This is a genomic window from Schaedlerella arabinosiphila, from assembly GCF_003885045.1.
GTDB classification, from domain to species: Bacteria; Bacillota; Clostridia; order Lachnospirales; family Lachnospiraceae; genus Schaedlerella; species Schaedlerella arabinosiphila.
Genome location: NZ_RHJS01000002.1, coordinates 3872284 through 3892821, shown reverse-complemented (window position 1 = coordinate 3892821; position 20538 = coordinate 3872284). Strand labels below are relative to the sequence as shown.

The window sequence follows — 20538 nt, the reverse complement described above, 5'->3', positions numbered from 1 at the left end:
ACGGGCCTGCGTTCTGTCTGATGGAATTAAAAACGGAAATCTCTCCGGTTATCCTGTTCGATATAACGCAGGTTTTCCATGACGACTGCCCGCGCTTTTTCATTGGGCACGTTGAGGACTTCACGCTCAATCAGCTTATCTCCGATTGCCTTGGTTTCCGGCGAAGCATAGTCCATCAGGTATTCTTTTAATGTCATCAGTGCGTTGGGATGGCAGCAGTTCTGGATCTGCCCGCTCTTACACAGGGACATAAAACGGTCTCCGGTGCGGCCCTCCCGATAGCAGGCCGTACAGAAGCTGGGGATGTAATCCATTTCCATCAGCCAGCGTACCACCTCGTCCAGGGAACGGGTGTCACTGACGTCGAACTGCTCCGACTTCTCATCCTCCGGCTCCGGTTCATAGTAACCGCCCACGCTGGTACGGGAGCCGCCGCTGATCTGGGAGATGCCCAGGTGCAGGACACGCTCCCTTGTGGCCTGGTTTTCCCTTGTGGAAATGATCATGCCGGTGTAGGGGACAGAGATCCGGATGCAGGCAACCAGCTTTGCAAAGATCTCGTCGTCAATGCCGTTGTCAAACTGGCCGGGGTCAATATCGTCCGCACGTTTCAGGCGGGGTACGCTGATGGTGTGCGGCCCTACGCCGAAGGCAGCTTCGAGATGCTCCGCATGCATGAGGAGTCCGGCAAACTCATAGCGGTATTTATCCAGGCCGAACAGCACGCCCAGGCCCACATCGTCGATTCCGCCCTCCATGGCACGGTCCATGGCCTCGGTGTGATAATTGTAGTCATGCTTCGGCCCGGCCGGGTGGAGGGTCAGATAGCTTTCCTTGTGATAGGTCTCCTGGAACAGGATATAAGTTCCGATCCCTGCGTCTTTGAGCAGGCGGTAATTGTCAACCGTAGTTGCGGCAATGTTGATATTGACGCGGCGGATGGCTCCGTTTTTGTGCTTGATGCCGTAGATCGTATTGATGCATTCCAGATAATACTCCATGGTGTTATGTACCGGATCTTCTCCGGCTTCGAGAGCCAGCCGTTTGTGCCCCATGTCCTGCAGCGCGATGACCTCCCGGCGGATCTCCTCCTGGGTCAGCTTCTTGCGCGCAATGTGCTTGTTTTTCAGATGATAGGGGCAGTAGGTACAACTGTTGATGCAGTAGTTGGACAGATACAGCGGGGCAAACATGACGATCCGGTTGCCGTAAAAATCTTTTTTGATCTGTTCGGCCAGTTTAAAGATCTCTTCATTCTTTTCTTTGATTTCACAGGCAAGCAGTACCGAAGCTTCCCGGTGCGTCAGCCCTTTTCGAAGCTTTGCCTTCTCGATCAGAGCGTCAATCAGCTCCGCGTTTTCCTTATTTTCGTCCGCGTAGGCCAGTGTGTCCAGAATTTCCTCGTGGCTGATAAAATCATCCGCACATTTTGAATTTACGTCGTACATGGTTTGTGTTCCTCCCTGTTTTTTGTTTCCGCGATACAGCGGGCCAAACAGGTATACCTTGTGAAACGGCCGAATGGCCATAACGGGGTGCCCTTGGGTATACCTTGTGAAACGGCCGAATGGCCATAACGGGGTGCCCTTGGGTATACCTTGTGAAACGGCCGAATGGCCATAATGGGGTGCCCTTGGGTATGCCTGTATGAACTTTGGCGGCTGCAAAAGAGCGGTGTGGATCATTTGGTTTTTGCATAGATTGTTTTGGTGCTGACGCCCGGAAGCATGCCCAGTTTTCCGGACAGCGCGCTGATGGCGTCCGCCGGGGCATCCATGGCGATACTGATAATGGACAGGTTCTTTTCCCGGTAGGGGATTCCCATACGTCCGATGATGTAGCTGCCGTATTCGCTCAGCAGGCGGTTCAGCTCGTCCACGGATCTGGTGCTGTCGAGTACAATGCCGATTAAGGCGATCCTGGTGTCCATAAATGACCTCCTTTTTTAGTAATGCTGCTGTCTGGCAGGGCAGACCCGAACAATCATTCGGAGAAACTTTCTATAGAATAAAAAAAGCGCCCTGGTTCCGGGCGCAGATTAATCTGATAAAATAATATACCGCTATAGGGCAGCAGTCCAACCAATGGTCTGCTGCTGTCAAGAACGGCGAATATATATGATTCATAGGAATTATCAGCTTATCTAGTACGCCTTTTTACGCAGACACAGCTATCTTCGCTGCTCTTAGTAATCAGAACGAGTGAACTTATTATAGCATGAGGAAAATGGGATTACAAGATGTATGCAGATAAAAAGAAAAAAGTGTAAAAAGCAAACAGAATGTTCCAAATCCGTTGAGATTTCTGTTATAATTATTAAGTGAAGTATCAGATTCAGAGCAGATTAAAAGAGCAGCTCTGGAAAAACACAGAACTGCTCGGAATCTGATTCTTCGCAATTGTAGCAAGTCGCGGACGTTTAGCCGAAAAAGGTATGGGGATTGTATCCTCCCGGAGAGCCTGAAAATGAAAAAACAATCCGAAAACCTATGAAATCCAACAGGATGCTGAGGGCTCAAAATAAATTTGGGCATGCTTCGCAGACCTTCCCTTGGAAGATCTTAAAAAAACAGTATGGATGGGAAGGCACTTTACCGCGGTTTCGCATAAACCCTTCCCAGGTGCTTCATGTTCATACAGCCGCATTCCGGACAGACCCGTATATCGAAATTCCAGACTGCCTTGAGCAGTTCCGCTATGGACAGATCCTGATACCGGCGTTTAAATCTCTGATATCCTTGCAGCTTGAAGATCAGTTTCAGGTTTTTGGATTTCATCCGGTTGTTGAGAAATCCATAGTATCGGATCCTTTGAAATCCATGAGGAAGCACATGCATCAGGAAACGCCGGATGAATTCCTCATTTTTCAGAGATATCTGCCGCCTGTGTCCTCCGGGGTTCTTTGCCCTGGCGGAAAATGTAGTTTCGGAATCCGTAACAGAAAGGATCCGGCTGTTTGAGATCGCGATTTTATGTGTGTAACGGCCAAGATACTCAAGGGCGTTGCCGAAACCGCGAAAGGTTTCTTTTATAAAAGGGCACCAGTCTTTTCCGTAAAGGAGGTCTTTGAATTCTTTCCATTCGTAAGGATTCCGCAGCTTTTCACAGGAAGCGGAAAACACAAGCTTTCCGCAGCGGTAGTATTCCTCCAGAAGAGAGAGGTATTTCCCTTTGAACTTCTCTCTGAGGACACGTACCGGGATAAAAAATGTGCCCTTTGAAGTTTTGACCTGACGGTTTTTTGTGAGTCCGCCGCCGGAAACAATACAGTGCATATGTACATGGTAGGAAAGCTCCTGGTTCCATGTATGCAGGACCTGGATGATGCCGGGGACTGCCCCGAGGTATTTCGGATTCTGTGACAGATCTAAAAGTGTTTGGGAGCAGCATTTGTGAAAAAGGCTGTATAAAAGTGTCTGGTTACAGTAGAGCAGGGGGTTCAACTCATGAGGAAGTGTAAATACCACATGAAAATATGGGGAATCAATGACCTCCTCCCGGCGCTGATCCACCCAGATCTCGTTTTGTACCGCCTGACAGTTGGGACAGTTCCGATTCCGGCAGGAATTATTGTGGATTTCTATGTGTCCGCAATCCTGGCACCGGGAGACGGAGAATCCCAGGCTGCCGGTCTTGCAGTTCATGATGGCATGTGCTGCCTTCTCCTGAACAGGGAAGGGAGCCGAGGAAGCACAAAAGGATTCCCAGTTTTGCTGAAAGATCTTCTGTATCTTATACTCGGCCACGATATTCACCTGCCAGTCTGTCCAGGGGGCTTACGGCACAGGTTGTACCATTAGAAGCCAGATGGACGTAGATCGTGGTAGAAGTAATAGATTTATGTCCAAGCAGGGCTTTGATGGTAAGCAGATCCGTGCCATTCTCATAGAGGTGGGTACCGAAAGCGTGCCGGAAGGTATGGCAGGAGATCCGGTGTTCCCATCCCAGCCGTTTTTCATGCAGAGCGATATGATGTGGGATATGCTCATGGTTGAGGGGCCTGGTTTTATCCCGCTGCTGTGTGAACAGCCAGTCCCTTGGGCGAGCCCCTGCCGGGAAGGAATACCAGTATTCCAGGATGGTATCCCATGCGGTATCCGAAAGGATGGCATATCTGGAGGAACGGTTTTTGGCCTGCCGTATAAAGATACGCTTGTTGGAATGCTCAATATCAGGGCATTTTAAATTCCGGACTTCGCAGGAACGTAATCCAGCCGAATACAGAAGGGTGACAAAGGCCTTGACCTTAAGATCGGGAACGGGCTTTCTGTAGCCAGCGGATAAAATCGCGGAGTTCCTGCCAGGAGACATCTTGAGGGTCTTTGCATAGGAAGACGGAAAGATAATCCAGATAAGCAGAAATATAAGTGGAGTAGGATGTCACTGTGTGGTGTGTAAGGCCGCGTAGGGAAATCATTTCCCGGTAAGAATTCAGATAATTGTCCATAATGGAACCTCCTTTGTAAGATAAAATGTAAAAAGTGACAGTTCATCCAAAGGAGGTGGACGAGAAAAGCAAAAAATGTAGTTGTTAAGAATAAAGATCCATGATAAACTAAGCATAGCAGTTCCCGTATAATGTGATTGTTTTGGTAGGGGTATCTTAACAATACTACAAAAATATGGAAACTGCTACTTTTTTTGGGAAAATGTGGCGGCTTTATGTAATTGGGGCTAGCCGTCGCGCTAGCGACTTGGTACAATGAAGTATACGGCGAGTAAACGGAGTGACTTTATATGGCAAACAAAAGATTAAATGTTACAAGACGAGAATTTCAGGACAGTTACCGCAGGCACTATAGATTATATCAGAATACAAATGTAAGCGACAAGTCACGCAGGCTTGTTTTATTCTACTCGGTAGAGTGCGGATTAAAAAGTTTAATTATGAAAGAGACTGGCAATGATACATATGAGGAACTGGAAACATATTGCGAGACAAACGGTAAATATAACATAACAGGCCATGATATCAAGGCTATGTTGAAGGAAGTGAATCCGCGGAATGAATTTGTTTTGAAAAATATATCTCTGGAAAAAGGCGGGGGAAGTGTGCCGCCGATGAGATTTAATGAACTATGGAGATACGGCGCGGCAGTTGCTGATATAGAGGAGGAAGAAAGAACAGAAAAGGTATTGGCCAAAATAGCAGAGTGGATTAAGACAAGGCTGTAGTAGGAGGAATGCAGATGCAGATATTTACCTGGCATGATATAGAAAGAAAGATAGAAAAAACAAAGTGGCCGAAGAGTTGGAACAGAGTGGATGTTTATCATGACGAAATTGTAATAAATATTTGTCCGGAAATACATGATCCGGAGGAGGACAAACAATTATTTCGAAGTATATTTGAAAAACTTTTTGACGGTGAGAGTATACAAATTGAGTTTGATCAGACGAAGCTGTATATCATATATGAAGATGGCGATGAGGCCGACCGGTTCCGCAGGGCAGATGCTCCCTTATTTAAAGACATCAGTTTGGAAAATAAGGCAGAATCTAAGATTCCAAAGCTGCCGGGGGTGCCTGTTATAGCATTTCATTCTTATAAAGGGGGCGTTGGCAGAACCTTATCCCTGACTGCGCTTGCCAAAGGGATTGCAAAACGGTATGGGGATCAAAAGAAGGTTTTGATCATAGATTCTGATCTGGAAGCTCCGGGCTTGACCTGGATGATCAATGGAAGTCAGGAAAATGCGGCAGTCAGTTATCTGGATGTATTGTCCCTCATGCATTTTCACGATATCAATGCCGAACTGGCAGAGAAAATTGCCGGACTTATAAGAAAATCGAGTCTGACGATCGAAACGGAAAAATTGGAAACGGAGCATTATTTTCTACCTGTTTACAGAGAAAAGGAACAACTGCTGGATATTTTTTCGAGCCCGGAAAAAATCATAGCAAATCAAAATAATAAGTATATTATTTCGGAATTTTTATCCATGATAGGCGCCGCATTGGAAGCGGACATCGTGCTGGTAGACCTGAGAGCGGGAGTGACAGAATTTTCCGCGCCGTTTCTGTTCGACCCGCGGGTGCAGAAATATTTTGTGACTTCAACCTCCATGCAGTCGATAAAAGGTACACAGATGCTGCTGAAAGAAATTCAGCAAAAAACATCGGGGAATCTGTGGGAGTCCAAAATTTTGCTGACTATGATTCCGCCTGAAATGGAAGAAAACACAATCAGACAGATTGAGGATGAGCTGTTAGAAGCCGTGGAGAGAGAAATAGACTCAAAAGATTCGACTATGTTGAGGGAAGACTATCTTCTCAGAATCCGCTTTGATTCTCCATTTATATCGCTGGGTGATTTCTCTCAGATTTGTTCTGTGCTGAAAGGGAAAAGACTTTTAGAAATCATGGAAGAAAATGCGGAAAGTATTTTCGAAAACGGACAGGAAACAGATGGAGCGATTTTACCATTGCAGGAAGTGAGGGAGACACTGCAAAGCCTGAATAGCCTGGCTGCAGCGGAAGTCACTGCAGAAGGTACAAAAAGCCTGAACATGCTGGCAACAGCATCTATAAGGGAGATCATAAAAGATTATCAGGATGAGGTTCCGCAAATTGCAGTTCTGGGAGAGAAAGGTTCCGGAAAGACGTATTTATTCAAGCATATGCTTGAGGCAAAAACATGGGCCGGATTCCAGAGAAAGCTGAAAAAAGAGGATGTGGAAGAAAGCAGGGAAACGCTTATATTGCCATTGATTTCTACCATCAATACAAAATATATCCATCCTCTTGCTGTTGAATGTATACAGAATGCAAATCACGTATTCGGAGAAGCATTTTTTGATGAACATTCGGTAAATAAAAATCATAAGGAAATTCTGTCATATTTGGACGAAGAACATTCACTGGCTGAGTGGACACAGAAGTGGACGGATCTGATCTGCGGCATGACGGATATTTTTTCTGTTCTGATGCAGGCAGACGAGTATCTGGAGGAGAGAAAAAAAAGATTGCTGTTTGTGGCAGACGGTCTGGAAGACCTCTTTATGGACGCGCAGGTTCAAAAAAAGGAAGGCTGGAAGTATGCGGTGAAATCGCTTTGCCAAAATGTCATTAACGAAATGAGGAATCTCAAATATGGAAATGTGGGGATGATCGTTTTCATAAGAAGCGATATGGCGGCAGAAGCAATTGGAGTGAATTTCGAACAGTTCAAAAATCAATATTTCAGATATGAACTAAACTGGTCGCCGACGGAAGCACTGCGGCTGGCTGTATGGATTGCCGCTCAGGTAAACCCAAGATTTGCTGAAAATATAGATATTTTGAAAGCCAGCAGAGAAGCATTGGAAGAACGCCTGGAACTGCTTTGGGGCAAAAAACTGGGGAAAAATAGTTCAAGAGAGACGGAGTCTTCTCGCTGGATCATTGCTGCTTTGTCAGACTTTAACGGACATTTACAGGCCAGGGATATTGTCAGATTTTTAAAATTCTCTACCGTAAATCTTCCGGGACCAGCATCAGAATATTTGGACAGGTTTATCCTGCCGGCAGAGATAAGAAAAGCCATTCCGGAATGTTCAAAAGAAAAGCTGACAGAGATAAAAATGGAGATGAGATCCATATATCAGATTTTGGAAAGACTTATGAATATGCCGGAAGAAGATAAAAGACTGCCGTTATTATTGGATAAGCTTAACCTGACTGGGGAAGAAATTGCAAAATTGGAAAACCAAGGTTTTTTGGTTTCATCAGATAAAAAATATTATCTGCCGGAAATCATCAGAACGGCTTTGGGTTTCCGGTATGAGAAAGGGGCGCGGCCAAAGGTACTTTCTCTTTTGAGAGGCTGAAGCAACATGAATGAGTATACCTTGTGAAACGGCCGAATGGCCGTAATGGGGTGCCCTTGGGTATACCTTATGAAATGGCCGAATGGCCCTGAAGGGATGTCACTTGGATATAGGAGTCAATATGGACAAGAAAAAAGTAACGAATATGGAAGTCAAAAAACAGAACCGGAATCGGGTGTTCCGCTACATATGCAGGAACAAAACAGTTTCCAACCCGGACATTGCCCATGAGATGAACATGAGCCTGCCGACGGTGACGCAGATTACGAAGGAGCTGATTGAGAAGGGGCTGGTGGAAGAAAAGGGAGAACTGCAGTCCACCGGGGGGCGGCGTGCCAAGGCTTTGTCTGCGGCTGTGAACATCAAACAGGCGGTAGGGCTGGATATCACAAAGAACCATATCAGCCTGGTGCTGACCAACCTTGCCGGGGAAATGTTAAGATACGAGCGGATCTATCATCCATACGCTTCGGAAGACGGGTATTACCGGGAGGTCAGCGAAAAGCTGGAACGCTTTTTACAGGAAAGCGGTGCGGACGGGGAACGGATATTGGGGATTGGAATTTCCTTCCCGGGGATTATCGACCTGAACCGGGAAATGATCACGTATTCGCATATACTGGGTTTGGAATCCGTGCCTTTTGATGCGGTAAGCCGCTTTTTTTCCCACCCATGTATCTTTTTGAATGATGCAAATGCCGGAGCTTATGCGGAGGGAATCCATCCGGACGGTCCGGAGAGGTTCTTTTATCTGTCCTTGAGTAATACGGTAGGAGGGGCCATTTTCTATCGAAAGGAACTTATACAGGGGAATCATTTCCGCTGCGGGGAGGTGGGGCATATGACGGTGGTTGCGGACGGGGAATCCTGCTATTGCGGGAAAAAAGGATGTCTGGACGCTTACTGCTCCGCGTCACGCTTATCCGCTGCGTCGGATGGAAAACTGGAAAAATTTTTTGCAGCATTGGAGCGCAAAGAAAAAAAAGCCGTGCAGCTTTGGGACCGATATACGTCTTATCTGGCAATCGCGGTCAACAATATCCATATGGTTCTGGATTGTGATATTATCCTTGGCGGCTATGTGGGGAGTTATGCAGAAGCCCGTATTCAGGATATATGGGAGAAAGTATCGGAGAGAAATACATTTGCGGAAAGCAGGCCGTTTGTAAAAGCCTGCAGCTACCAGGTGGGAGCTGCGGCTCTGGGGGCGGCATTACGGGTCACGGAGGATTTTGTGAGACAGATATAAGGGGGCGGGAGACATAGTTTGGAAAGAGATTTCAGAGATGAGGTCTCTTTTTTTTGTGCCTGGACAGCAGAAGGATTCTGTCTGTGCGGTTGTATGTGCATCTTAGACAAAAACAGGATGTTGATTTTGTGTATATTTCCGAAAATGGAATTACTGTTTATAATCTATTGACAAATTCAGTGTTCGGATATAAAATTAGAAACATAATAAAACTATTTAATAAAGTACACAATAAAGAAATAAAAAGGAGGAAATCATCATGGAAGGAACAATGAAAACTGCGGTAATGCTGGGGATCGGTCAGATGGGATTTGAGGAACGAGAGATTCCGAAAGCGAAGGACAATGAGGTGCTTGTGAAGCTGGAATATGTGGGGATCTGCGGCAGCGACCTCCACTATTATGAGACCGGCGCCATCGGGGACTATGTGGTAGAGCCGCCCTTTGTACTTGGACACGAGCCGGGCGGTACCGTGGTAGAGGTCGGAAAGGACGTGAAGCATCTGAAAGTAGGGGACAGGGTGGCATTGGAGCCCGGCAAGACCTGCGGACACTGCGAGTTCTGCAAGACAGGCCGCTATAACCTCTGCCCGGATGTGGTATTTTTTGCAACCCCTCCGGTGGACGGTGTATTCCAGGAATATGTAGCCCACGAAGCAGACCTGTGCTTTAAGCTTCCGGACAATGTGAGCACACTGGAAGGCGCTTTGATCGAACCTCTGGCAGTCGGTTTCCATGCGGCAATGCAGGGCGGCGCAAGGGCAGGACAGACGGCGGTTGTCATGGGAGCGGGCTGTATCGGTCTGGTAACCATGATGGCGCTGAAAGCCATGGGCGTATCCAAGGTTTATGTAGTGGATATTATGGAAAAACGTCTGGAAAAGGCAATGGAGCTGGGAGCGGACGGCGTGATCAACGGAAGCAAAACCGATGCGGTGGAAGAGGTCATGAAGCTGACAGAAGGAAAGGGATGCGATCTGGCAGTGGAGACCGCGGGTACACAGATCACCACAGTACAGACCATTCATATGACCAAAAAGGGCTCCACCATCGTTCTGGTAGGCTACAGCAAGAGCGGCGAGATGACCCTGCCGATGAGTCTGGCTCTGGACAAGGAGCTGACCTTCAAGACCGTATTCCGCTACCGCCACATTTATCCCATGGCCATTGACGCCGTTGCTTCCGGAAAAGTGAACCTGAAAGGGATCGTGACAGATATATTCGGACTGGATGAAGCGCAGAAGGCAATGGACTACAGTGTGAACAATAAGGCGGATATTGTGAAGGCGGTCATCCGTATCGGAGAGGAATAAAGGCGGATAATCCGGTATTTTCAGACACGGCGCTGACAGGCTGACGGAGCAGGGCTGTCAGCGCACGAGAAAATTTCCAAAAACAATAGAGATTAAACAGATCAGGGAGGATCATGATGGAACAGAGGGAAACGGATGTAAAGGTACCATTGCTCAGCAAAATTGCATACGGCATGGGCGATGTGGGATGTAATTTTAGCTGGATGTTTGTAGGAAACTTTTTGATGATTTTCTATACGGATGTATTTGGAATCGGAATGGGAGCTGTGGCAGGGCTGATGCTGTTCTCCAGATTCTGGGATGCAATCAATGATCCTGTGATCGGCGGGCTGAGCGATAAGACCCATACCCGCTGGGGAAGATACCGGCCCTGGCTGCTGATCGCGGCTCCGTTGACCGCCGTTGTATTGATGCTGACCTTCTGGGCGCATCCGGACTGGCCGTCCAATGTAAAAATCGTGTATATGGCAGTCACATACTGTATTCTCGTATTGGGCTATACCTGCGTCAATATTCCCTATGGAACCCTGTGCGGTGCCATGACACAGAATATTGAAGAGCGCGCGAAGATCAATACCTTCCGTTCCGTCAGCGCTATGATCGCCATCGGCATTATCAATATTGTCACGGTTCCATTGATCGCCGCTCTGGGTAATGGAGATGACAAGAGAGGATACCTTCTGATCGCAATCCTGTATGGATGTATCTTTGCCGCATGCCATATCTTCTGCTTTGCAAAGACGAAAGAGGTGGTGGAAGTACCGGAAAAGGAAAAGACCTCTTTGAAGACCCAGCTGTCTGCTGTTGCAAAGAATAAGCCTTATATGATCGCGGTTGCAGGACAGTTCCTGTTCGGAGTTACGCTTTATGGAAGAAATGCGGATGCATTGTACTATTTCACCTATGTGGAAGGCAATCAGGCACTGTTCAGTACATACTCACTTTTTATCATTGTTCCGGCCATCATCGGAGCAGCCTGCTTCCCGCTTGTATTCCGGCTGACCAATAATAAAGGCCGCTCCGCGTCGATCTTCGCGCTGCTGACGGGAATCAGTATGTTTTGCATGTACTTTTTTACGGTGGGCAGTTCACCGGTTCCGTTTTACCTGTTTTCCTGTCTGGCGCAGTTTTTCTTCTCCGGATTCAATACGGCGATCTATGCCATTGTACCGGACTGTGTGGAGTATGGGGAATGGAAAACCGGGCTTCGGAACGACGGATTTCAGTATGCGTTTATATCTCTCGGAAATAAAATCGGAATGGCCATCGGAACCTCCGTACTTGCAGGCGTCCTGGGGGCATTCGGATATGCGGCGAACCAGCAGCAGAATCCGGCCGTCCTTGCCGTGATCAAGCATTCCTTTACCACGGTTCCGGGAATCCTCTGGATCGTGACCGCTGCGGTACTGTATTTTTACCGGCTGAACCGGAAGGCATATAATGAGATCGTGAAGGAAATTCAGGAGAGGAAGGAAAAAGGAATATCCGCACAGGCGTAATAGCCGATCTTAAAACGAGATTTAGTGGGTTCACATCTGCTGTGTGATATGATACACTAAAGACATCTATTTAGAAGAAGTGTATGAAAATATGAATGGAAGCTGAAAAATATACAGATATTGAAAAGGGCTTGGCTCTTACTTTTACGAAAGAAGGTTTTTTCCATGTACATAGCAGATTTGCATATCCATTCCCGCTATTCCCGGGCCACCAGCAAGGACTGTACGCCGGAATATCTGGATCTGTGGGCAAGGCGCAAGGGGATCGGGATCGTAGGGAGCGGAGACTTCACACATCCGGCATGGCGCGAGGAGCTTGCAGAAAAGCTGGAACCTGTCGGGAATGGCCTGTATGTATTAAAAAAAGAGTACCGGATAGAAGACAATACGGCTGCAGATACGATGCAGCCGCATTTTGTCATTACCGGAGAAATTAGTTCAATCTATAAGAAATACGACCGGGTGCGGAAGGTGCACAGCCTGATCCTTCTGCCCGGACTGGAAGAGGCAGAGATGATCTCCCGCAAGCTGGAAGCCATCGGCAATATCCATTCGGACGGAAGGCCCATCCTTGGACTGGACTGTCATGATCTGCTGGAGATCCTTCTGGAAATGTGCCCGGAGTCAGTGTATGTGCCCGCCCATATCTGGACGCCGCATTTTTCATTGTTCGGAGCGTTTTCGGGTTTTGACTCGGTGGAGGAATGCTACGGTGATCTTTCCGGCCATATCCATGCCATGGAGACCGGGCTGTCCTCCGACCCGCCCATGAACTGGCGGGTGTCCGCATTGGACGGTTATCAGCTTATATCCAACTCAGACGCCCATTCTCCGGCAAAGCTGGGAAGAGAGGCGAATCTGCTGGATATCGGTTTATCCTATGAAGAGTTAAAAGAGGCGATTCAAACCGGAAACGGTCTGAAAGGCACCATCGAGTTCTTTCCGGAGGAAGGCAAGTACCACTATGACGGCCACCGGAAATGCGGTCTCTGCCTGGCGCCTGTGGAAACGGAAAAGTATCATGGAATCTGCCCGGTCTGCGGCCGGAAGCTGACGATTGGGGTGTCCCACCGGGTGGAACAGCTTGCAGACAGGCCGGAAGGATACAAGAAAGAGCAGGCTGCAGGGTTTGAAAGTCTGGTTCCGCTGCCTGAGATCATCGGCGCCTCTGTGGGCCTCTCGTCTGCAAGCGCCCGGGTTGAGAGGGAATACCGAAACCTGCTCCAAAAGCTGGGGCCGGAATTTTCCATACTGCGGGAGATTCCGCTGGAAGAGATTCGAAGCGTTTCGGGAATCCTGATTTCGGAGGGAATCGGAAGACTGAGAAAGGGACAGGTTACAAGACTGCCCGGATTCGATGGGGAATACGGGATTATACGGCTGTTTACCCAGGGAGAACTGGATCATCTGGAGGGGCAGATGAGTCTGTTTGATATGTCTGAGATGGCTTCGAATGAAATGAAGTCCGTGCAGAGTCCGGGGAGAGCTGGTGAGCGAGGCGGAAACAGCAGACAGGAATCGGAAGGGCAATCGTATGACCCGGATGAAGGAATAAAAAGCGGGAAAATCCCGGATTTCCGGCAGTCCTCTGAGCAATTGAGGACAGGCGCTTCGAAATTGGCGGAGAATGAAAAGACGGCCGGATTTCCCGAGGAAATTTTGGGAACAGCGGACGCTCAAAAATATACATGGAATGAAAACCAGCACAGAGCAATCGAATCCATCGACCGGGTTACCGCGGTCACCGCCGGCCCGGGTACCGGAAAGACCGGCACTTTGGCGGCCCATATCCTTCATCTTCTGGAGAACAGGCGGGTAAAGCCTTCCTGTATCACCGCGGTGACATTTACCAACCAGGCGGCAGGAGAGATGCGGGAGCGTGTCCGCAGGCAGTTGGGAAAGGGCACCGCCGCGAAAAAACTGCAGATCGGCACCTTCCATTCTATTGCATGGAAGATTCTGAAAGATAGTGGTGTAGAATTTACCCTTGCAGGGGATAGTGAGACGCGGGATCTGGCAGGCAGGATCATAAAGGCGTATGGCCTGGAGACGACAGTTTCCCGGCTCTTGACATGGATTTCCAACTATAAGGCGGGTTCGCGTACACTTGATTTTGATGTGATGGACGGGGAATCAGAACATGATGCAAAGCTGAGAAACGCATTCCAGGTATATCAAAGCACTCTGAAAGACTGGAATGCTCTGGACTTTGATGATCTCCTTCTGGAAGCCTTGCGGATTGCCCGGGAGAGAGCGGAAGAAAACAGAAAAAATATGGATGCGGGACAATTTTCTTATCTCATGGTGGATGAATTTCAGGACATCAGCCCTCTCCAGTACGAGCTGATGAAAGCCTGGAACGAAGGCGGAAAGGAACTGTTTGTGATCGGAGACCAGGATCAGGCAATCTATGGCTTCCGCGGAGCAGACGCCGGGTGCTTCCAAAGACTTTCGGAAGAATTTCCTCAGACCTGCCGGATCACCCTGGAAGAAAATTATCGTTCCGCTCCTCAGATTCTGACAGCGGCCTCCGAAGTGATTTCCCATAATCCGGGAGGAAAAAGGCAGCTCAGGGCAAACAGGCCGGAAGGGGTTCCAGTGCGGATCGTGGAAGCAGACAGTGAGATGTCTGAGGCGATCTTTACAGCAAAGGAGATCAACCGCCTGGCAGGGGGAATCGGGATGCTGGAGGCGCAGGAAATCTTTCCGGAGAGGGAAGGGCGTGCGCAGGGATTTGAAGAGATCGCGGTGCTGTACCGGACACGCCGGCAGGCAGACCTTTTGGAAAGCTGCCTGAAAAAAGAGGGTATCCCCTATGTGGTGGCCGGCCGGGATGATTTTCTTATGGAACCTGCCGTGCGGGGGACTGTCAGTTTCTTCAAGAGCCTGGTGCAGCCGGACAACCTTTTGGCAGGACAGACGGCGCTGAAGCTTTTGTGGGATCTGGATGCCGGAGATATGACGGAGAGCATTTATCAAAATATGGCGGACAAGTACCGTCCTTTTATGAAAAAAAAGAAACCCCAGAAGATCTTGGAAGAATGGATGAAAGACCTGAATCTGGAAAAGAATAAGGGCATAGGAAAGCTATACCGGACGGCGGTATTTTACCAGACTATGCCGGATTTTACAGAGGCGTTGGATCTGGGAGTAGAGAGCGACCTGAAACGCTGCGGGGAGAAGCGGTATACGTCGGGCGCGGTGACGCTCATGACGCTGCATGGCTCAAAGGGGTTGGAGTTTCCGGTGGTCATGATCTATGGGGCGCGAAAGGGGATGATTCCCTTTGAAAGTGAGAAATATAGTTCGGATGAAGAGGAAGAACGCCGTTTGTTTTATGTTGGACTCACCCGGGCAAAAGAGGAATTGATCCTTACCACATCAAAAGAAGAATCTTCCTTTTTAAAAGAAATTCCTGCGGAAGCGGCCAGCAGGGAAAAAGCACGTTCACATAAAAATATGGGAAATGGCAGACAGATGAGTTTGTTTGACTTTATGAAATAAGAGACCGCCGGGAGAGGGGATCTGCACGGAAAATCCGTGGAAATACCTGCTTCCGGCAGTCTCTTTTATACTTTTATATGAGTCATAGGAAATGCTTGGCAAATATGATTGATCCAGCTTTTTCTGAACATGAAAACCCAGATCCTGAATCTCATTAGGAATGTCTACCATGCATCTGTTCCCTTTCTTTTTCTAATCTTGCCTTATTGATCAAATAGTCCCATCTCAGATATTTTTTCTTGATCTCCTGGCGTTCAAGATACCGCTGATAATTTCTCGTGATGATATATAATTCATCCCGCAATGCTTTTGGATAGTAATCTGTCATTGGGAAGGCGTTTAAAATACCTGTTGCAAAGATATAACCTTCCGGCATGTATGAATATTCCAGAATATCACAGGGCAGCTGCTCCTGCTTAAAAAATTGACTGCAAAAATCATAAATACCACAGCGTTTCAAAAAATCGTTGCAATATATGATCAGATCAATATCACTGACCCCGGGTTTATAATCCCGGCGTATAAAGCTGCCGAATACATATACATTGTAATCACTTTCATCAGGAAATGCCTGAATCAGTTCCGATTGAAAACGTACTAAGAGTTCTCGTCTTTTCTCCCAGGATTCCAGAGCCATACTATCACCTCGCTTTGATGTGCTGATAGTATAGCACGGCAGGGGAACAGATACAACAGAAAATTTCCACCTGAAGGGTTGCAGCCGTACAGGTGGAAAAATTTTAGAGGTCAGAAATTTGGAAAAAAAGCCGTTTTTCTTCATACGCGCAAAAAATCGTGTATTATATTCAAAAAATACCAGGTCTGATTTCTTTCTCATAGGGAAGTCAGAAATATCAGAAAAAGGAGCGAGAGTAAATGTATTCTGATTTAAGGCAAACGATGTGCAGTGTGAAGGATGGAATCGAAAAAGAATATAAGCTTGTTCTGGCGTATTTGTTCTGGTCTGCGGTCTGTACGTATTGGGGTGTCTGGAATGCCTGCGATATCCTTGAATTTTACGGGATGGAAGCAAGCGCGGCAGACTTGCTTATTGCGCAGCAGGATGGGTACCGGGCCGGAATCATGATCTTTCCGGCAGCGGCATTTGTGGTGATGAAATGCAAGCAGAACAGCCTCAGCATCCAGCTTGTCCTGAGATATGGAAGCCGCAGAAAGATGCTGGTACGTCAGATCATGGAGAGTATGTGGTATGCGGTTGTGACTGCGGGTGTCCTGCTGGGAACGGAATTTTTGTTCGCCTGGACAGCGAAGGGGACATTGATCAATTGGAACAGCAAGGGCAGCATTTATTACGCCTATACGGGAGAATTGAGCGACGCATGGTTCATCACCGCTGCGGCAGGAGTTTTCTGCATGTATGTGATCAAGATGATGATCCTCTTTGTGCTGACCGATATTTTCATGTGGTATCCGAAGACGTTGATTCTGCTGTGGGTTCTGCTTGTATTGGCGGTAGGGCTGGAGAAGGTCGGGGGGATACCGGTATTCCATTTCCTTTTTTCCGTTCAGCACAGCACCTGGCTGGAGCCGGTGACATTCATAGAGCATGTGCTGGAAGGAATGGGGGTGCTGCTTGCAGCATATGGAATCGGCATTGCGTGTATCAAAAAAAAGGATATTTTTTATTTCTGAGAAGGGGGGGCGGCAGCAGATGGTAAATTTATATATCAGGCTTTTCTGGAAACGAAATTGGAAAAAATATATCCCTGTAGTCATTTTGATCCTGATCCAATGCCAAACATTCCGAAACATACTGCAGGGATATGAAAGCTATTTTGGAATCCGGTTCGAAGTATCTGCAGGGGATTATATTGCGGACTTCTGCAAGGGGACGATCCCGTATACCACGGGTGGAAGTCAGGAGCCATTTAACATTCCGACAATCTGGTCGCTTTATTATATCTATTTTTTTGCAGTGATCGGACATTCGGTGAGCCAGACCGCACGAAATTATGAAATGCAGATCACACTGCGGTGTGTGTCCAGAGCCAAATGGTGGAGATACCAGAACCTGATGCTCTGGATGGAGACGGCGGGATATCTGCTGGTAACCGGCCTGACCTTCCTGCTGTACGGGGGCTACACAGGCGCATTGCCGGGAATATTTCATCAGGATGTGCAGCTGGGATGTGCCGGGATGGATCTGGCAGGATATCAGACGGGGGACTTCCTTCTGTTTGTTTTTTTCATGCCGCTTCTCGTCATGACGGCCGCGGCATACATACAGTATACAGCTTCTATAAAAGGAAATGCTCTGGTCGGGATACTTATTTCCGTTGTGCTCCTGGTCAGTTCTGTGTTTCATAAGAATCCGCTGCTGATTTTTAATGCCCTGATGCTGATGCGGCAGTCCGGGGTGATGGAGCAAGGGATAAATCCAATTGCGGAAATCGGAATCTGCGCGGCAATTATAGTGATCATGTCATTGCTCATGAGGAAAATGATAGAAAAGAAGGACTTGATGTGAAATAAAAAATCCAACCACAAAGCTGGAAAAAATTAAAGGTCAGAAAAAAAGAGAAAAAACCATTTTTATTCATTGGGGCAAAAAATCGTGTAGTATATTTCGCGGAAGCAGTATCGGCTCTGAATCCGCTTTCGCATAGGCGGGTTCATTCTATGCAGGAAGGAGGAACAAAATGGAAGAAATGAACCGCACAATTAATTTTAAGGAAAGGAAGGATGAAAAGATGATGTATCAAGAAGAAAAAATAGAAAAGCTGGTGGAGTGCTATCAGGATATGGATATTTCGGAATGTGTGGAAGCGCATATTCAGGAAGCATACAGGAAGATTTATGAAGGACTGTCAGACAAAGAGTGATGGAACAGAGAACCGAAGTAATGCTTTTGAGAGAAGCAGAGTTGAAGTTGAAGGAGAAGCATATGAAAGAAATCTTAAAAGAAGAGGTCGGGCGGTCGTTACGGAGCAGAGGGATGACTCTGTCATTAGCATTAGGCGGGATCATTGCAGCCGCGCAGGTCATCCATTACCAACTGCCGCATCATGACTGGAACATGACAAATGACATGGAAGTGTTCCCCATCTTATACCCGTTTGCGGTGGCGGATTCCTGGATCGGGGGAAGCACGGAATATCTGGAAGGATTCTTATATTTTCTGATTATTCCGATCCTTGCAGTCCTGCCCTTTGGGGCATCCTATTTTTCAGACCAGGCGAGCGGCTTCCTGAAAGGGCTGTACACACGCGTATCCAGAAAGGATTATCTGGCGGCAAAATATCTGGCGGCATTTTTGTCCGGCGGTCTGGCAGTTGTCCTTCCGCTGGTCCTGAATCTGCTGTGTGCACTGGTACTATTGCCTAACCTGACGCCGCAGTCCGTGTTTGCGCATAATGGAATCTGTGCCGCGAGCCTGTTTTATCAGATTTATTTTTCGCATCCGGCTGTTTATATCGTAATCTTCCTGTGCCTTGATTTTGTGATGGGAGGGGTCTGGGCCTGTACCGCGCTGGCCTGCAGCTTCCTCTCGGATTACAAGATCGTTGTGGCGGTCTGCCCGTTCTTTCTGCAGCTTATGATTCATGTAATCTGCACTATGCTGAACGGAATTGATTACTCCAGTGTTTACTTTACCCAGTCCGGCTATGGGATACAAAACGCCTTGGTGCCGGCAGCGTATGTGCTTCTGGGGCTTATGTCCGCCTGGGTAATATTCCGGAAAAAAGGGGCAAAAGTGGATATATTCTAAATCATTCAGAAGAAATGGAGGAGAAAAAATGTATCTTGAAGTGGAAGAAATCAACAAAAAAATCGGTGTGGACGATGTGCTTTGCGAGATCAGCCTGTCTATGGAAAAAGGGAAGATCTATGGCCTGCAGGGGAAGAACGGCTGCGGAAAATCCATGCTTATGCGGGTGATCTGCGGGCTGGTTCTGCCTACCTCGGGCAGGATCATGATCGACGGGGAAGAGCTGGGAAAAGAGCTATCCTTTCCGGAAAGCATCGGCGTATTCATCGAAAAACCTGGTTTTTTAGATGCCTACAGCGGTTTCCAGAATCTGTCGATGCTTGCCTCGATCAAAAAGAAGATCGGAGGCAGGGAGATTAAACAAACACTGAAACGAGTCGGTCTGGAAGATGTGATGCACAAAAAATATAAGAAATATTCTCTTGGAATGAAGCAGAAGCTGGGGATCGCCGCGGTCATCATGGAGCAGCCGGATATCGTGATTCTGGATGAGCCTGCCAACGCGCTGGATGAGAAGAGCGAACAGAGGCTGTGGCAGATCGTAAAGGAGGAAAAGGAGCGGGGGGCACTGGTGATCATTTCATGCCATACATCAGAAGTGCTGGAAGAGATCTCAGATGAGATATTCAAGATGGATCAGGGACAGATAACAGAACATATTGTATGCAGGTGATCTTATGGAGAATAAAATGAAAAAAAGAGCAGGAAAAAGAAGAAAGAAAAGCATATTGATTGCTGCGGGGACTGTGCTGGTCATTATCCTGACGGCAGCGGGATACCAGAAGATCAACCGGGAGATTCCTCCCGCCGTTGTGGAGGCCGCGCAGATCGGGGAATGGCTGGAATATCGGGACGGAGTCATGATTTCCCTTGATTCTTTCCGGTTTCTGACCGGGGATGAGCAGGAAAAGCTGTATCAGGAAACCGGTTTTGAAACGATTTATGAAACAAAGCTTCTGGAAGTAACCCTTACTCTGGAAAATACCGCGGCCGAGAGCAGGCAGGTAGCCATGTCGGATCTGTATGCGGAGGGAATCGGGATATCCAATGGAATCAATAAAAACATTGCGGACGCGTCGGAGGGACGATACAGCAGCAATATGCAGGAGCTGCAGCCGGGAGAGAAAAAACAGGTCTGCTACCCCTACGAGATTCTGAAAAACCAGGTTTCCGGGAAGGAGTGGGCTGAGATTACGGAACGGGAATTTTGGCTGACCTTTTCCTCTTATCCTGTGAAAAAGAAATTATTATTGCCGTAATCAGTAATAATTAAAGGTCATAAAAAGTGAATTAAATCCGAAATACACACATTTCGGAAAAGATATGCTATGAGTGGTCTCGGAAAGTTACTGTACAGAGAAAAAAATAGCGGATTCTGTGTATCAGATTTGGAGAAAAAGCAGACAGAGAAACAGCGTGCCTGATATTGTGGCGGA

The 20538-nt window shown here is 47.6% G+C and carries 18 protein-coding genes; 12 read left to right on the top strand and 6 right to left on the bottom strand.

Annotated features, from left to right (window positions below):
- Positions 1 to 26 precede the first annotated feature (26 nt).
- From hydG to EBB54_RS32265, 5 genes are all read right to left on the bottom strand, one after another.
- On the bottom strand, positions 27 to 1448 hold the full coding sequence (hydG, locus tag EBB54_RS18585) for a [FeFe] hydrogenase H-cluster radical SAM maturase HydG (protein ID WP_004075188.1): 1422 nt from the start codon (positions 1446 to 1448) through the stop codon (positions 27 to 29).
- Between the two features lie 233 nt (positions 1449 to 1681).
- Complete coding sequence (locus tag EBB54_RS18580) at positions 1682 to 1930, bottom strand: TM1266 family iron-only hydrogenase system putative regulator (RefSeq protein ID WP_004075190.1); 249 nt, start codon at positions 1928 to 1930, stop codon at positions 1682 to 1684.
- Positions 1931 to 2591: 661 nt separating this feature from the next.
- Entirely contained in the window at positions 2592 to 3746 is a 1155-nt protein-coding gene (locus EBB54_RS18575) for an IS91 family transposase (protein WP_125128235.1), read from the bottom strand.
- Positions 3733 to 4311: a tyrosine-type recombinase/integrase gene (locus tag EBB54_RS18570; protein WP_243127723.1), complete on the bottom strand. Its 579-nt coding sequence runs from the start codon at positions 4309 to 4311 to the stop codon at positions 3733 to 3735. The genes EBB54_RS18575 and EBB54_RS18570 overlap by 14 nt, the downstream gene beginning before the upstream one ends.
- Positions 4247 to 4417: a site-specific integrase gene (locus EBB54_RS32265; RefSeq protein WP_243127891.1), complete on the bottom strand. Its 171-nt coding sequence runs from the start codon at positions 4415 to 4417 to the stop codon at positions 4247 to 4249. Before EBB54_RS32265 ends, EBB54_RS18570 begins: the two co-directional genes overlap by 65 nt.
- A gap of 320 nt (positions 4418 to 4737) precedes the next feature.
- Here EBB54_RS32265 and EBB54_RS18565 point away from each other — a divergent pair, with 320 nt between their 5' ends.
- From EBB54_RS18565 to EBB54_RS18540, 6 genes are all read left to right on the top strand, one after another.
- Complete coding sequence (locus EBB54_RS18565) at positions 4738 to 5175, top strand: hypothetical protein (protein ID WP_004075192.1); 438 nt, start codon at positions 4738 to 4740, stop codon at positions 5173 to 5175.
- A gap of 14 nt (positions 5176 to 5189) precedes the next feature.
- A complete protein-coding gene (locus EBB54_RS18560) occupies positions 5190 to 7808 on the top strand; it encodes a KGGVGR-motif variant AAA ATPase (protein ID WP_125128506.1) in 2619 nt (872 codons plus the stop codon).
- A gap of 121 nt (positions 7809 to 7929) precedes the next feature.
- A complete protein-coding gene (locus EBB54_RS18555) occupies positions 7930 to 9057 on the top strand; it encodes an ROK family transcriptional regulator (protein ID WP_125128505.1) in 1128 nt (375 codons plus the stop codon).
- Between the two features lie 259 nt (positions 9058 to 9316).
- On the top strand, positions 9317 to 10369 hold the full coding sequence (locus EBB54_RS18550; protein ID WP_125128504.1) for an NAD(P)-dependent alcohol dehydrogenase: 1053 nt from the start codon (positions 9317 to 9319) through the stop codon (positions 10367 to 10369).
- Between the two features lie 116 nt (positions 10370 to 10485).
- On the top strand, positions 10486 to 11868 hold the full coding sequence (locus EBB54_RS18545; protein WP_004075197.1) for an MFS transporter: 1383 nt from the start codon (positions 10486 to 10488) through the stop codon (positions 11866 to 11868).
- A 165-nt stretch (positions 11869 to 12033) separates the two neighbouring features.
- Positions 12034 to 15372 carry a UvrD-helicase domain-containing protein gene (locus tag EBB54_RS18540; RefSeq protein WP_125128503.1) on the top strand — a complete coding sequence of 1113 codons (3339 nt, stop codon included), beginning with the start codon at positions 12034 to 12036 and terminating at the stop codon, positions 15370 to 15372.
- A gap of 154 nt (positions 15373 to 15526) precedes the next feature.
- Here EBB54_RS18540 and EBB54_RS18535 read toward each other — a convergent pair whose 3' ends face one another.
- A complete protein-coding gene (locus tag EBB54_RS18535; RefSeq protein WP_162307168.1) occupies positions 15527 to 16009 on the bottom strand; it encodes a nucleotidyltransferase domain-containing protein in 483 nt (160 codons plus the stop codon).
- A 239-nt stretch (positions 16010 to 16248) separates the two neighbouring features.
- Here EBB54_RS18535 and EBB54_RS18530 point away from each other — a divergent pair, with 239 nt between their 5' ends.
- The 6 genes from EBB54_RS18530 to EBB54_RS18505 all read left to right on the top strand — a co-directional run bounded on the left by EBB54_RS18530 (position 16249) and on the right by EBB54_RS18505 (position 20361).
- Positions 16249 to 17025, top strand: coding sequence for a hypothetical protein (locus tag EBB54_RS18530; protein WP_125128501.1), 777 nt, complete (start codon positions 16249 to 16251; stop codon positions 17023 to 17025).
- Positions 17026 to 17044: 19 nt separating this feature from the next.
- The gene (locus tag EBB54_RS18525) at positions 17045 to 17860 is read left to right on the top strand and encodes a hypothetical protein (protein ID WP_125128500.1); all 816 of its coding nucleotides are present in this window, start codon (positions 17045 to 17047) and stop codon (positions 17858 to 17860) included.
- 172 nt (positions 17861 to 18032) lie between these two features.
- Positions 18033 to 18215: a hypothetical protein gene (locus tag EBB54_RS18520; protein WP_125128499.1), complete on the top strand. Its 183-nt coding sequence runs from the start codon at positions 18033 to 18035 to the stop codon at positions 18213 to 18215.
- The gene (locus EBB54_RS18515; protein WP_125128498.1) at positions 18215 to 19102 is read left to right on the top strand and encodes a hypothetical protein; all 888 of its coding nucleotides are present in this window, start codon (positions 18215 to 18217) and stop codon (positions 19100 to 19102) included. The genes EBB54_RS18520 and EBB54_RS18515 overlap by 1 nt, the downstream gene beginning before the upstream one ends.
- A gap of 28 nt (positions 19103 to 19130) precedes the next feature.
- Entirely contained in the window at positions 19131 to 19775 is a 645-nt protein-coding gene (locus tag EBB54_RS18510) for an ABC transporter ATP-binding protein (RefSeq protein ID WP_125128497.1), read from the top strand.
- A 16-nt stretch (positions 19776 to 19791) separates the two neighbouring features.
- A complete protein-coding gene (locus tag EBB54_RS18505; RefSeq protein ID WP_125128496.1) occupies positions 19792 to 20361 on the top strand; it encodes a hypothetical protein in 570 nt (189 codons plus the stop codon).
- Positions 20362 to 20538: the final 177 nt, after the last annotated feature.

What these genes read in the sequence shown, in the direction of transcription:
- EBB54_RS18570 (WP_243127723.1), bottom strand. Translation starts at nt 4,311, where the DNA reads ATGTCTCCTGGCAGGAACTCCGCGATTTTATCCGCTGGCTACAGAAAG.
- EBB54_RS18540 (WP_125128503.1), top strand. Translation starts at nt 12,034, where the DNA reads ATGTACATAGCAGATTTGCATATCCATTCCCGCTATTCCCGGGCCACC.
- EBB54_RS18505 (WP_125128496.1), top strand. Translation starts at nt 19,792, where the DNA reads ATGAAAAAAAGAGCAGGAAAAAGAAGAAAGAAAAGCATATTGATTGCT.
- EBB54_RS18515 (WP_125128498.1), top strand. Translation starts at nt 18,215, where the DNA reads ATGGAACAGAGAACCGAAGTAATGCTTTTGAGAGAAGCAGAGTTGAAG.
- EBB54_RS18530 (WP_125128501.1), top strand. Translation starts at nt 16,249, where the DNA reads ATGTATTCTGATTTAAGGCAAACGATGTGCAGTGTGAAGGATGGAATC.
- hydG (WP_004075188.1), bottom strand. Translation starts at nt 1,448, where the DNA reads ATGTACGACGTAAATTCAAAATGTGCGGATGATTTTATCAGCCACGAG.
- EBB54_RS18555 (WP_125128505.1), top strand. Translation starts at nt 7,930, where the DNA reads ATGGACAAGAAAAAAGTAACGAATATGGAAGTCAAAAAACAGAACCGG.
- EBB54_RS18545 (WP_004075197.1), top strand. Translation starts at nt 10,486, where the DNA reads ATGGAACAGAGGGAAACGGATGTAAAGGTACCATTGCTCAGCAAAATT.
- EBB54_RS18535 (WP_162307168.1), bottom strand. Translation starts at nt 16,009, where the DNA reads ATGGCTCTGGAATCCTGGGAGAAAAGACGAGAACTCTTAGTACGTTTT.
- EBB54_RS32265 (WP_243127891.1), bottom strand. Translation starts at nt 4,417, where the DNA reads ATGATTTCCCTACGCGGCCTTACACACCACACAGTGACATCCTACTCC.
- EBB54_RS18520 (WP_125128499.1), top strand. Translation starts at nt 18,033, where the DNA reads ATGGAAGAAATGAACCGCACAATTAATTTTAAGGAAAGGAAGGATGAA.
- EBB54_RS18580 (WP_004075190.1), bottom strand. Translation starts at nt 1,930, where the DNA reads ATGGACACCAGGATCGCCTTAATCGGCATTGTACTCGACAGCACCAGA.
- EBB54_RS18565 (WP_004075192.1), top strand. Translation starts at nt 4,738, where the DNA reads ATGGCAAACAAAAGATTAAATGTTACAAGACGAGAATTTCAGGACAGT.
- EBB54_RS18510 (WP_125128497.1), top strand. Translation starts at nt 19,131, where the DNA reads ATGTATCTTGAAGTGGAAGAAATCAACAAAAAAATCGGTGTGGACGAT.
- EBB54_RS18525 (WP_125128500.1), top strand. Translation starts at nt 17,045, where the DNA reads ATGGTAAATTTATATATCAGGCTTTTCTGGAAACGAAATTGGAAAAAA.
- EBB54_RS18550 (WP_125128504.1), top strand. Translation starts at nt 9,317, where the DNA reads ATGGAAGGAACAATGAAAACTGCGGTAATGCTGGGGATCGGTCAGATG.
- EBB54_RS18560 (WP_125128506.1), top strand. Translation starts at nt 5,190, where the DNA reads ATGCAGATATTTACCTGGCATGATATAGAAAGAAAGATAGAAAAAACA.